Below are 12,449 nucleotides of genomic sequence, written 5' to 3' on the forward strand. Positions count from 1 at the left end.
CGCACTCCGGGCCGGGTTTGTGCTACCATTCCCGGCCCATATTCTTCGTACAGTTCAGACCATGAAATTTCCCGGTAAACGCAAATCCAAACACTACTTCCCCGTCGATGCCCGCGACCCGCTTCTGCAGCAAATCCAGCCAGAAAACGAAACCAGCGCGGCATGGGTCGTCGGTATCGATCAGACGCTGGTGGACATTGAAGCGAAAGTGGATGATGCGTTTGTCGCCCGTTACGGTCTGAGCGCCGGTCACTCGCTGGTGATTGAGGACGACGTTGCCGAAGCGCTGTACCAGGAGCTGGTGCGCGAAAACCTGATTACCCATCAGTTCGCCGGTGGCACCATCGGAAATACCATGCATAACTACTCCGTGCTGGCCGACGATCGCTCCGTGCTGCTCGGCGTGATGTGCAGCAATATCGAAATCGGTGGCTATGCCTACCGCTATCTCTGCAACACCTCCAGCCGTACCGACCTGAACTATCTTCAGGGCGTCGACGGGCCTATTGGCCGCTGCTTTACGCTGATTAGCGATTCCGGCGAGCGTACTTTTGCCATCAGCCCGGGCCATATGAACAAGCTGCGCGCCGAGAGTATTCCGGAAGAGGTGATCGCGGGCGCCTCGGCGCTGGTGCTGACCTCCTACCTGGTGCGCTGTAAGCCGGGCGAGCCGATGCCGGAAGCGACCATGAAAGCGATCGAGTACGCGAAGAAATACAACGTGCCTGTCGTTCTGACGCTGGGCACAAAATTCGTTATCGCCGATAACCCGGATTGGTGGCAGGCGTTCCTGAAAGAGCACGTCTCGATTCTGGCAATGAACGAAGAAGAGGCCGAAGCGCTGACCGGCGAAAGCGATCCGCTGCTGGCGTCTGACAAAGCGCTGGACTGGGTGGATCTGGTGCTCTGTACCGCCGGCCCGGTTGGGCTCTATATGGCGGGCTTCACGGAAGAAGAGAGCAAGCGCAAAACCCAGCACCCGCTGCTGCCCGGTGCGATTGCCGAGTTCAACCAGTACGAGTTCAGCCGCGGCATGCGCTACAAAGATTGCGTGAATCCGCTGCGAATCTACTCTCATATCGCGCCGTATATGGGCGGGCCGGAGAAGATCATGAACACCAACGGTGCGGGCGACGGCGCGCTGGCCGCACTGCTGCACGACATCACCGCTAACGCCTATCATAAAACCAACGTGCCGAACTCCAGCAAGCACAAGTTCAGCTGGCTGACCTATTCCTCGCTGGCACAGGTGTGTAAATATGCCAACCGCGTGAGCTATCAGGTACTGAACCAGCACTCCCCGCGCTTAACGCGTGGGCTGCCGGAACGTGAAGACAGCCTCGAAGAGGCTTACTGGGACAGGTAAAAGCAAAACGGCAACCCTGGTTGCCGTTTTTAGTGTTTGTTCCCTCTCCCTGTGGGAGAGGGTCAGGGTGAGGGCATCAGGCCGCACCAAACTTACCCCGTCACCCCTTCTTCAACCGGCGGTTTCTCCAGCAGCGTCAGCATCGTATTCGCAATCTCGCGCTCGCCCATCACCACCTTATTTGCACCGCGCTCGGTAATGTACTCCACCTCGTCGTCATAGTGCGCCCGGGCGATAATCTCAATCGTTGGGCACTTCTCGCGCGCGGAGGCCACAATCTCGCCCGCTTCATAGCCGTTAGGTATGGTCAGCAGCAGCCAGCGCGCGCAGTCCAGATGCGCCAGATTCATGATCTCTTCGTTTGCCGCATTGCCCAGTACCGCACGAATGCCGCGCTCGCGCAGCTCGTCGACGCGGGTGCGTGAGGTCTCAATCACCACCAGCGGAATGCCCTGCGCCATCAGCTTCTCACCGAGCAGGCTGCCCACGCGGCCAAAGCCGACCAGCAGGGCGTGATTGCAAATATCCACCGGGATCTGCTTCTCTTCTTCGATGGCCTCTTCGAGCGTCTGTTCTTCCAGCGTTTCGGTTTTATCGAGGTATTTTTCCAGCAGGGCAAACAGTACCGGGTTCAGCATAATCGACAGAATCGCCCCCGCCAGCACCAGGTTTTGCCCCGCCTGCGGCAGCAGGTTCAGGGCCATGCCCAGACCGGCCAGAATAAAGGCGAACTCACCGATCTGCGCCAGGCTGGCAGCGATGGTCAACGCCGTGCGCGGGGAGTGACCGAACATCCGCACCAGGAAGAAGGCGGCAAGCGACTTACCAAAGATGATGATCGCCAGCGTGCCCAGCACGGCCAGCGGCTGGTGAATCAGGACCATCGGGTCAAACAGCATCCCGACGGAGACGAAGAACAGCACGGCGAAGGCATCGCGCAGCGGCAGAGTGTCATGCGCCGCGCGGTGGCTCAGCTCGGACTCGTTCAGCACCATCCCGGCGAAGAACGCGCCCAGGGCAAAGGAGACGTCAAACAGCTCTACGGCACCAAAAGCGATACCCAGCGCCAGCGCCAGCACGGAGAGGGTGAACAGCTCGCGGGAGCCGGTTGCCGCGCTGCGGGACATGATCCACGGCACCAGACGGCGTCCCACCAGCATCATGATGGCGATAAATGCCACCACCTTACCGATGGTGATACTCATATCCAGCGCCAGCGAGGCAAAGCCGACGTTGTCTTTTTCCATCATCCCGGCGACGGCTGGCAGCAGCACCAGCGTCAGGACCATCACCAGGTCTTCAACAATCAGCCAGCCTATCGCGATTTGCCCGCGCTGGCTGTCTATCAGCTGTCTCTCTTCAAGCGCGCGCAGCAGCACCACGGTACTGGCGGTTGAGAGACACAGCCCAAATACGATACCGGTCATTAACGACCAGCCCAGCACCGCCGAAAGCGCCATCCCCAGCAGCGTCGCCACCCCAATCTGGGCGATCGCTCCCGGTATGGCGATCGACTTTACCGCCATCAGATCCTTCAGGGAGAAGTGCAGGCCGACGCCAAACATCAGCAGAATCACGCCCAATTCCGCCAGCTCAGGGGCCAGCTTGGTATCCGCCACGAAGCCTGGCGTAAACGGTCCCGCCAGTACACCCGCTAACAGATAGCCGACAAGAGGAGAAATACGCAGCTTATTGGCAATCATGCCGAGGATAAAAGCGAGCACAAGTCCACCAACAATGGTGGTGATAAGCGGTGTGGCGTGGTGCATTCCGTCTCCTTTCGTTGTGGGTGTTCCTTTTTGGCGAAAACCAAAAAACCGAGTAATAGTTTATGACAATTTTTACCCTTATGTTTATGAATTATTGTTGAAGTTTGAATAAAACAGCAATATGCACGTAAAAAAGCGCGTTTTGATAAATTCAGCGAGGGGAAGAAGAAGAAACCCTTATGGCATCAGGGTATCAGGTAGCCAAAGTAAAACTTTGGCTACCCGTAATTTACGCTTTATGACGGTTATCAGGCAGGAATATGGTCAACATCCCAAGAAGTGGCAGGAAAGCGCAGATTTTATAAACCAGGAAGATGCTGGTGTGATCCGCCACCATCCCCAACACCGCCGCGCCAAGCCCGCCCATGCCGAAGGCGAAACCGAAAAAGAGCCCGGAAACCATACCGATACGGCCAGGCAGCAGCTCCTGGGCATAGACCAGAATGGCGGAAAACGCGGATGCGAGAATAAAACCAATGATCACGGTTAAAATCCCCGTCCATTCAAGGCTCGCGTACGGCAAAATAAGGGTAAACGGCGCCACGCCGAGGATAGAGCCCCAAATGACGTATTTACGCCCAATCTTATCACCCACAGGCCCGCCAATGACCGTGCCGGCCGCAACGGCGAACAGGAAGGCAAACAGGTGGATCTGCGCATTCTGCACCGATAATCCGAATTTTTGCATCAGATAAAAGGTGTAATAGCTGCTGATGCTCGCCATATAGAAGTATTTCGAGAAAATCAGTACCAGCAGCACGGAAACCGCCAGGATAACCTTGTTGCGCGGAAGGGGATTGATAACCTTCGCTTTAGGTTTACCTTTATTCACGCGATGCTGAGCGGCATACCAGCGACTGATCTGCGCCAGCACGATGATCGCCAGCAGCGCGGCCAGTACAAACCATGCCACGTTGCCTTTACCGTAAGGGGCAATAATCACCGCGGCCAGCAGCGGGCCGAGAGAGCTACCAAAGTTACCGCCCACCTGGAAGAGAGACTGCGCCAGACCGTGACGTCCCCCGGAGGCCATACGCGCCACGCGGGAGGACTCCGGATGGAAAACGGACGAGCCGGTGCCCACCAGCGCGGCGGCAATCAGCACCGCTTCAAAGCTGCCCGCCATGGCCAGCAGCACCAGCCCGCTGAGGGTGAAGCACATGCCTATCGGCAGCGACCACGGCATCGGATATTTATCCGTCCAGTAGCCCACCACCGGCTGCAGCAGTGAGGAAGCCAGCTGGAAGGTCAGGGTGATCATCCCGATCTGCACGAAGGTGAGTGAGAACTCGGACTGCAGCAGCGGATAAATGGCCAGAATCAACGACTGGATCATATCGTTGAGCAGGTGCGAGAGACTGATTGCGCCTAAGACTTTAAAGGAGGTGCGCGACGCCGGCGCGCCCGGAACGGGCTGGGTTGATTCACTGATTGCCATAGAGAGAAGTACCACGTTTTTCGTTATTAGAGATGCAGGGTGTAATTATTATCCGACTAACATACCCGTCCGGGACATTTGAAGAAAGTCGCAATTCTGAAAACTTATTTGTCTATTCTTGTTAGTCACTGTAATTTTTGCCTTTGTCTATTGGTCAGGGAGAGAGAAGATGAAGTTAATGAAGCGGGGCGTCGCGCTGGCGCTCATCGCCGCATGGGGCCTGGTAAGCCTGCCCGCGCAGGCGTATGAAAAAGACAAAACCTATAAAATCACCATTCTGCATACCAACGATCACCACGGTCATTTCTGGCGCAGCGAATACGGCGAATATGGCCTGTCGGCGCAAAAAACGCTGGTGGACGGCATTCGTAAAGAGGTGTCTGCCCAGGGCGGCAGCGTGCTGCTGCTGTCGGGTGGCGATATCAATACCGGCGTGCCGGAATCCGATTTACAGGACGCGGAACCTGATTTTCGCGGCATGAACCTGATTGGCTACGATGCGATGGCCGTGGGTAACCACGAGTTCGATAATCCGCTGACCGTGCTGCGTCAGCAGGAAAAATGGGCCAAATTCCCCTTCCTCTCCGCCAATATTTACCAGAAAAGCACCGGCGAACGCCTGTTTAAGCCGTGGGCGCTTTTTAAGCGTCAGGATCTGAAGATCGCGGTCATCGGCTTAACCACTGACGATACGGCGAAAATTGGTAACCCCGAGTTCTTTACCGATATCGAATTCCGCAAACCGGCAGACGAAGCGAAGCTGGTGATTCAGGAGCTGCAGCAAAACGAGAAGCCGGACGTGATTATCGCCACCACGCACATGGGGCACTACGACAACGGCGAGCACGGTTCTAACGCGCCCGGCGACGTGGAAATGGCGCGCAGCCTGCCCGCGGGCTCGCTGGCAATGATTGTGGGCGGTCACTCACAGGATCCGGTGTGTATGGCCTCGGAGAACAAAAAGCAGGTGGACTACGTGCCGGGCACGCCGTGCGCGCCGGACCGTCAGAACGGTATCTGGATAGTTCAGGCGCACGAGTGGGGCAAATACGTGGGCCGGGCGGATTTCGAGTTCCGTAACGGCGAGATGAAGCTGGTTCACTATCAGCTCATCCCGGTCAACCTGAAGAAGAAAGTCACCTACCCGGACGGGAAAAGCGAGCGTGTACTCTACACGCCGGAGATCGCTGAAAACCAGCAGATGCTCTCCCTGCTGACGCCGTTCCAGAACAAGGGCAAGGCGCAGCTGGACGTGAAAATCGGCACGCTGAACGGTCGTCTGGAGGGGGACCGCAGCAAAGTTCGCTTCGTGCAGACCAACATGGGCCACCTGGTGCTGGCGGCGCAAATGGCGCGCACCGGCGCTGACTTCGGCGTGATGAGCGGCGGCGGTATTCGTGATTCCATCGAGGGCGGAAACATTACCTATAAGGACGTCCTGAAGGTGCAGCCGTTCGGCAACGTGGTGGTCTATGCGGACATGAGCGGGAAAGAGGTGATTGACTACCTGACCGCCGTGGCGCAGATGAAGCCGGATTCCGGGGCCTATCCGCAGTTTGCCAACGTCAGCTTTGTGGCGAAAGACGGCAAGCTTAACGACCTGAAGATCAAAGGCGAACCGGTTGATCCGGCTAAGACCTACCGTCTGGCGACGTTAAGCTTTAACGCCACCGGCGGCGACGGCTATCCGCATATCGATAATAAACCGGGATACGTGAATACCGGCTTTATCGACGCGGAAGTGCTGAAGCAGTTCATCGAGCAGAATTCGCCGATTGACGTGAATGCCTACGAGCCGAAGGGTGAGGTGAGCTGGCAGTAGTGGTGTGCGGCCTGATGCCCTCACCCCAACCCTCTCCCACCGGGAGAGGGCGCGAACACAAAAAACGGTAACGCCTGTTACCGTTTTGCTTTTACCTCGCAGCCGCCACCGGGCAATTTTCTCAATCCCGGCGCGCAATATCCGCAAACTTCGCGTCCAGCATTTTCGCCAGGTCGCCCGCCGCCAGCTCGATATCCAGCCCGCGTTTGCCGCCGGATATAAAGATGGTTTCAAACTCCTGCGAAGGGGCATCAATCAGCGTCGGCAGGCGTTTTTTCTGCCCGAGCGGACTGATCCCGCCCACCAGATAGCCCGTGGTGCGTTGCGCCACCATCGGATCCGCCATATCCACCTTCTTCGCCCCCAGGGCTTTGGCGACTTTCTTCAGATCCAGCTGTCCCGCCACCGGAGTAACCGCGACGGCGAGGTGTTTCATATCGCCATTCACCGCCACCAGCAGCGTTTTATAAACCTGGTCAGCATTCAGCCCCAGCTTGCGCACCACTTCATCACCAAAGTTAGTTTCATTCGGATCGTGATCGTAAGTGTGGATCCGGAAAGAAATGTTGTTTTTTTCGAGTAATTTAACGGCGGGAGTCATAGCTATCCTTCTTACGACAGACAAATCATGCCATCAGCATACGCCTGACGTTTGTCTAAAAAATAGCACCATCTTGCGCAATAGTATTGGCAGTGATGGTCACTTTGAGCGACAATCGGCTCAACCGAAGGTCTCCTTCGGCATAATAAAAACGATGAAATTCCTCTTTGACGGGCCAATAGAAATATTGGCCATTTTTTTATTTCAACAGTGACGGCAAATTCCCTTCTCCGTACAAATGTAACGCCCCAACCGCCACCACGTAATGCCCCGCGGGCAAAGCATGCAGCGTCTGCCGCCAGGCTTTGTTGCGCGCATTCATCAGCACATCATAAAGCGATTCGCTGAACGTCGAGGGCAATGCCAGCTTACCGTCCTCAGGCGGCGCGTCCAGCCACCAGCCAATCATGGTCTGCAGCAGGCGCGCGTTGGTGTGCCAGTGGGTCAACGTATCATCCAGCAGCATCAGGCCGTCGTCGGGAAGCTGGCGCAGAAGCGCAATCTGGCTGTCCGTCCCTTCCAGCTCGATGATGGGCAGGCTGCGCGCCCTTGCCGCGTTCAGCAGCTGGTAATCAATGCCGTAGTCACCGCGCAGTCCCAGACGCTGCGCCTGCGTAGCCTGCAGCACCATCGCAATTTGCCAGAGCGGCAGGGTGTCAATCATGGAGAGCGACACGCCGGTTTCATCCGCGACGCGCGTCAGTTCCGCAAGCCGGGGATCATCCAGACGTTCCGCCAGGCTGAGATCGCTTTCCAGCCCGGCAAACGGCGACTCCTGACCCGAAATGTCCGCCTCAACGACCAGCGCGTCGGCGCGTTTCAGCAGTTTAATCAGCCCGGGTGGCAGGGGAGACATATCCTGCGTACCCATATGAATACTGCCGACCAGATGCAGGTGCTGCCCGCCGGGGAGAGAGATATCCAGACCGGGCCAGGCATAACGGCGAGGAAAGAGGGCGCGAAACGATGCTTTTATACGATTAAACAGACCCATACGCGCTCCATGAATGGAAAGGTTCATGCTAGCGCGTACGGGTACAAGGTTCAATCCTTCGGTTTAAAGCGCAGCAGGCGGTTGGCGTTGCTCACCACGGTAATGGAGGAGAGCGCCATCGCCGCGCCCGCGACCACCGGGTTAAGCAGCGTGCCGGTCAGCGGCCACAGAATACCGGCCGCGATTGGGATACCGAGGGTGTTATAGACGAACGCTCCCAGCAGGTTCTGCTTCATGTTGCGCAGCGTGGCTTTTGAAATGGCCAGCGCGTCGGCAACGCCCATCAGGCTATGGCGCATCAGCGTAATGGCAGCGGTTTCGATGGCGACATCGCTCCCGCCGCCCATGGCAATCCCGACGTCCGCCTGGGCCAGCGCCGGGGCATCGTTGATGCCGTCGCCGACCATCGCCACCTGACGACCCTGACTTTGCAGTTTCTTGATGGCGTCCGCTTTACCGTCCGGCAGTACGCCTGCAATGACCTCATCAATTCCGGCCTCTTTCGCGATGGCGTTGGCCGTTGTCGGATTGTCCCCGGTCAGCATCACCAGACGATAGCCCGCACGGTGCAGACGCTGCAGGGCGTCCACGCTGTCCTGGCGAAGCGGATCGCGCACGGCCAGCAGCGCGGCGGCTTTGCCATCCACCGCCAGCAGAACCGGCGTAGCGCCCTGAGACGCCTGCGCCTTCAGCTCGCTTTCCAGCGCGGCGGTATCAATACCATTTTCATTGAGCAATGCCTGGTTGCCCAGCAGCAGCGCGTGGCCTTCTGCTTCACCGCTGACGCCGAGCCCGCGCAGGGTGCGGAAATTGCTGATCTGCGGCAGGGCAGAAGCATTCGCTTTATCGAGAATGGCGCGCGCCAGCGGATGGCTGGAGCCTTGCTCCAGCGCGGCGGCGAGGCGCAGCGCGTCCTCTTGCGCAATGCCTGCGGTAGTGACGGCCACTACCTGGGGTTTGCCTTCGGTCAGCGTCCCGGTTTTATCAAACACCAGCGTGTCGAGGGTGCTGGCCCGCTGCAGCGCGTCCGCATCCCGCACCAGTACGCCAAATTCGGCCGCGCGGCCTACGCCGGAGATAATCGACATTGGGGTCGCCAGGCCAAGGGCGCAAGGACAGGCGATGATCAGCACCGTAGTGGCAATCACCAGGGTGTAAACAATCTGCGGTGCCGGGCCGAAGAAATACCAGATCGCCGCGCTCAGCAGGGCAATGCCGACCACCACCGGCACAAAAATGGCCGAGATTCTGTCAGCAAGCTGGCCAATTTCCGGCTTGCTGCTCTGCGCCTGGCGCACCATGCGGATGATACGCGACAGCGTCGTGTGGCTGCCGACGGCGCTGGCGGTAAACAGCACGCTGCCGTCCTGCACAACCGTACCGGCATGAACGGCGTCGCCGTCTGATTTCTGCTGAGGGATAGGCTCGCCGGTCAGCATCGCTTCATCCAGCCAGGCTTCGCCCTGGGTTATCTTGCCGTCAACGGGAACGCGATCGCCCGTCGTCAGGCGCAGCGTCATGCCGGGCTGAACTTCCGCCAGCGGGACGCTTTTCTCCCCCTCATCCGTGACCACGCGCGCCGTCGGCGGGGTTAAATCAAGCAATCTTTCCAGCGCTTTCGAGGAGCGCTGGCGGGCGCGGGCTTCCAGCATGTGGCCCAGGTTAATCAGGCCAATAATCATCGCGCTGGCTTCATAGTAGAGATGGCGCGCCTCCATCGGGAACCACTGCGGCCAGACGTTCACGCTCATCGAATAGAGCCACGCCGCGCCGGTTCCAAGCGCCACCAGCGTATCCATCGTCGCGGTGCGGTTTTTCAGGCTCTTCCAGGCGCTGGTGTAAAAATGCCCGCCTGCAAACACCATCACCGCAAGAGTAATCAGACCAATCACCAGCCACAGCGTGCGGTTGTCAGCGGTGACCATCATGTTGTCACCCATCATGCCCCACACCATCACCGGAATACCCACCAGCAGGGCGACAATCGCCTGCCAGCGGAATCGCTTCATGGTGGCGATAGCCGTTTCCTGCTGGCGCTCGCGGCGCTCGGCATCATCTTCGATGGCCTCCGCCCCGTAGCCCGCTTTCTCAACGGCCTGCACTAAATCTGCGGCGGAGGCGCTGCCCATCACCAGCGCAGTGCGCTCCGCGAGGTTTACCCGTGCCTGCGCGACGCCCGGTACGGCCTGCAAGGCGTTTTGTACCCGGGAGACGCAGCTGGCGCAGCTCATGCCGTTGATCAGCAGCTGTTGGCTGTCGTCAATATCATCAGCTGCCGGAAGCTCAGGAGTGGCCGCTGTCAGTGCTTCCGACGGGGATGATGACTCTGCCAGCGGTTTAGCCTTTGGGTGGCTTAACTCCGCCCCGTAACCGGCCTGCTTGATGGTATCAATCAGCGCATCCGCGCTGGCGCTGCCGGTCACGGCGGCATGATCGATAGTCACGTCAGCGCTTTCAACGTCAGGGCGCTGTTCCAGGCTTTCTTTAACGCGTTTGATGCAGTGGCCGCAGGAGAGGCCGTCCAGCGTCAGGTCGATAGTGTGAGACATAGTAAAACTCCCGTATAATGATCTGGTCAGTTGTTGACCGATACAGTGCTTTTCACTGACTGTTATAAAGGTTAAACCTTCCATCAAGGGGAAGGTCAAGGGGGAAATGTGAATATCAGTGACGTGGCAAAAAAAACTGGCTTAACCAGCAAGGCAATCCGCTTTTATGAAGAGAAGGGGCTGGTAACGCCACCGCTGCGCAGTGAAAACGGCTACCGCAGCTACACGCAGCTGCATCTGGATGAACTGACGCTGCTGCGCCAGGCAAGACAGGTGGGGTTTAATCTGGAAGAGTGCGGCGAGCTGGTGAACCTGTTTAACGATCCGAAGCGTCACAGCGCCGACGTGAAAAAACGCACGCTGGAAAAAGTGGCCGAAATTGAACGCCACATCATCGAGCTGCAGGCGATGCGCGAACAGCTGCTGCAGCTGGCGGAATCCTGTCCGGGGGATGACAGCGCCGACTGCCCGATTATCGATAATCTTGCCGGCTGCTGTCATCGTAAGGCCTCTGTCTAACAGGCCTTCACCCGCAGGGTAATGCCTTCCACCGCAATGACCTCAACCCGCGTGCCGGCGCTGAGGTCGTCGTCTGCGACCACCGGCCACGAGCTGTCGCCCACGCGCATATGCCCGCGCCCGTTTACCAGCGCGGTGTCGAGCGTAAAACGCTTGCCGACAATCTGCTGTCCGCGCTGGTTGAGGTGCGCGTCCAGCGGCTTCTGCTCGTTAACCCGCCGGTTTAGCCAGCGCCACCACAGCCACGCGGCCACCAGCGTGAGCACGGCAAATAGCGCACCCTGCCACGCCCAGTCCAGGGGAAGGATCCAGACCAGAAGGCCCGTAATGACGGCGGCAACACCGCTCCAGAGCAGGTAGCCGTTGCCGCCCAGCATCTCCGCCGCCAGCAATAAGCCGCCGAGGCTTAGCCAGAAGGCATGAGGATGTGCAGCGATCAGCTCAATCATTTTTTACGCTCGTTTCCGCTGTCTTTAATCAGTTCGGCAATACCGGCGATAGAGCCCATCAGGCTGCTGGCCTCCAGCGGCATCATCACCACTTTGCTGTTGTTCGCCGAGCCGATCTGTTTTAGCGCGTCGGTATATTTTTGCGCGACAAAGTAGTTCACGGCCTGGATATCACCGGCGGCGATTGCCTCGGACACCATCTGGGTGGCGCGGGCTTCCGCCTCGGCTGAACGTTCACGCGCTTCCGCCTGTAAGAATGCGGACTGACGATCGCCTTCCGCTTTCAGGATCTGCGACTGTTTTTCCCCTTCCGCTTTGAGGATCTCCGCCTGACGCACCCCTTCGGCTTCCAGAATGTAGGCGCGCTTGGTTCGCTCGGCCTTCATCTGGGCGTTCATGGAGGCGATCAGCTCCGCCGGCGGGCGCACGTCGCGGATCTCGATACGGGTGACCTTGATCCCCCACGGGTTCGTTGCCTCATCGACAATGTGCAGCAGGCGGGTATTGATGCTGTCGCGCTGGGAAAGCATCTCGTCCAGCTCCATTGAGCCGAGCACGGTACGGATGTTGGTCATCGTCAGGTTGACGATCGCCAGCTCCAGGTTGCTGACCTCATAGGCCGCTTTCGGCGCATCAATCACCTGAATAAAGCAGACGGCGTCGATGGTGACGTTGGCGTTATCCTTGGAGATGATCTCCTGAGAAGGAATGTCCAGTACCTGCTCCATCATGTTGATCTTGCGACCAATCCGATCCATGAACGGAACAATCAGGCTTAAGCCTGGCTGGAGGGTATTGGTGTAGCGACCGAAACGCTCGACGGTCCACTGATAGCCCTGAGGGACAATTTTGACGCCTGCGCCCACAATAACCAGCGCAACGAAAATAAGGACAGGAACAACGATAAGCATAAAAACCTCCTGTTTTGCATGCTGTGATGAG

The 12,449-nt window shown here is 58.2% G+C and carries 10 protein-coding genes; 3 read left to right on the plus strand and 7 right to left on the minus strand.

Going from position 1 to position 12,449, the window contains the following annotated elements; genetic code table 11:
* Positions 1-61 precede the first annotated feature (61 nt).
* Positions 62-1,366, plus strand: coding sequence for an inosine/guanosine kinase (locus LBF07_RS16515; protein ID WP_094934743.1), 1,305 nt, complete (start codon positions 62-64; stop codon positions 1,364-1,366).
* A 92-nt stretch (positions 1,367-1,458) separates the two neighbouring features.
* Here LBF07_RS16515 and ybaL read toward each other — a convergent pair whose 3' ends face one another.
* Complete coding sequence (ybaL, locus tag LBF07_RS16520) at positions 1,459-3,135, minus strand: YbaL family putative K(+) efflux transporter (RefSeq protein WP_047061258.1); 1,677 nt, start codon at positions 3,133-3,135, stop codon at positions 1,459-1,461.
* Between the two features lie 229 nt (positions 3,136-3,364).
* Positions 3,365-4,573, minus strand: a complete 1,209-nt coding sequence (locus LBF07_RS16525; protein WP_045887946.1) for an MFS transporter — start codon at positions 4,571-4,573, stop codon at positions 3,365-3,367.
* A 169-nt stretch (positions 4,574-4,742) separates the two neighbouring features.
* Here LBF07_RS16525 and ushA point away from each other — a divergent pair, with 169 nt between their 5' ends.
* Positions 4,743-6,395, plus strand: coding sequence for a bifunctional UDP-sugar hydrolase/5'-nucleotidase UshA (gene ushA, locus LBF07_RS16530; RefSeq protein WP_094934742.1), 1,653 nt, complete (start codon positions 4,743-4,745; stop codon positions 6,393-6,395).
* Positions 6,396-6,516: 121 nt separating this feature from the next.
* Here the strand turns inward: ushA and ybaK are convergent, their stop codons facing one another.
* From ybaK to copA, 3 genes are all read right to left on the minus strand, one after another.
* Complete coding sequence (gene ybaK / locus LBF07_RS16535) at positions 6,517-6,996, minus strand: Cys-tRNA(Pro)/Cys-tRNA(Cys) deacylase YbaK (protein ID WP_023310615.1); 480 nt, start codon at positions 6,994-6,996, stop codon at positions 6,517-6,519.
* A gap of 199 nt (positions 6,997-7,195) precedes the next feature.
* Positions 7,196-7,990 (minus strand): TraB/GumN family protein, encoded by a 795-nt coding sequence (locus LBF07_RS16540; RefSeq protein WP_094934741.1) that lies wholly within the window; start codon positions 7,988-7,990, stop codon positions 7,196-7,198.
* Between the two features lie 50 nt (positions 7,991-8,040).
* Positions 8,041-10,539, minus strand: coding sequence for a copper-exporting P-type ATPase CopA (gene copA / locus LBF07_RS16545; RefSeq protein ID WP_094934740.1), 2,499 nt, complete (start codon positions 10,537-10,539; stop codon positions 8,041-8,043).
* A 108-nt stretch (positions 10,540-10,647) separates the two neighbouring features.
* Between copA and cueR the strand changes: the two genes are divergently transcribed.
* Positions 10,648-11,058 (plus strand): Cu(I)-responsive transcriptional regulator, encoded by a 411-nt coding sequence (cueR, locus tag LBF07_RS16550; protein ID WP_039263976.1) that lies wholly within the window; start codon positions 10,648-10,650, stop codon positions 11,056-11,058.
* Here cueR and LBF07_RS16555 read toward each other — a convergent pair.
* Together LBF07_RS16555 and LBF07_RS16560 are read right to left on the minus strand one after the other, a co-directional pair.
* Entirely contained in the window at positions 11,055-11,507 is a 453-nt protein-coding gene (locus LBF07_RS16555) for an NfeD family protein (protein ID WP_023310619.1), read from the minus strand. The two genes, cueR and LBF07_RS16555, sit on opposite strands and share 4 nt — an antisense overlap.
* The gene (locus tag LBF07_RS16560) at positions 11,504-12,418 is read right to left on the minus strand and encodes an SPFH domain-containing protein (protein WP_023310620.1); all 915 of its coding nucleotides are present in this window, start codon (positions 12,416-12,418) and stop codon (positions 11,504-11,506) included. Before LBF07_RS16560 ends, LBF07_RS16555 begins: the two co-directional genes overlap by 4 nt.
* Positions 12,419-12,449: the final 31 nt, after the last annotated feature.

Source organism: Enterobacter cloacae complex sp. ECL352 (assembly GCF_020149545.1).
Lineage (GTDB): Bacteria > Pseudomonadota > Gammaproteobacteria > Enterobacterales > Enterobacteriaceae > Enterobacter > Enterobacter asburiae_B.

Excerpts from the sequence above, each read along its gene's own strand:
- LBF07_RS16560 (WP_023310620.1), bottom strand. The coding sequence starts at position 12,418 with ATGCTTATCGTTGTTCCTGTCCTTATTTTCGTTGCGCTGGTTATTGTG.
- LBF07_RS16555 (WP_023310619.1), bottom strand. The coding sequence starts at position 11,507 with ATGATTGAGCTGATCGCTGCACATCCTCATGCCTTCTGGCTAAGCCTC.
- copA (WP_094934740.1), bottom strand. The coding sequence starts at position 10,539 with ATGTCTCACACTATCGACCTGACGCTGGACGGCCTCTCCTGCGGCCAC.
- ybaL (WP_047061258.1), bottom strand. The coding sequence starts at position 3,135 with ATGCACCACGCCACACCGCTTATCACCACCATTGTTGGTGGACTTGTG.
- ushA (WP_094934742.1), top strand. The coding sequence starts at position 4,743 with ATGAAGTTAATGAAGCGGGGCGTCGCGCTGGCGCTCATCGCCGCATGG.
- LBF07_RS16540 (WP_094934741.1), bottom strand. The coding sequence starts at position 7,990 with ATGGGTCTGTTTAATCGTATAAAAGCATCGTTTCGCGCCCTCTTTCCT.
- LBF07_RS16515 (WP_094934743.1), top strand. The coding sequence starts at position 62 with ATGAAATTTCCCGGTAAACGCAAATCCAAACACTACTTCCCCGTCGAT.
- ybaK (WP_023310615.1), bottom strand. The coding sequence starts at position 6,996 with ATGACTCCCGCCGTTAAATTACTCGAAAAAAACAACATTTCTTTCCGG.
- LBF07_RS16525 (WP_045887946.1), bottom strand. The coding sequence starts at position 4,573 with ATGGCAATCAGTGAATCAACCCAGCCCGTTCCGGGCGCGCCGGCGTCG.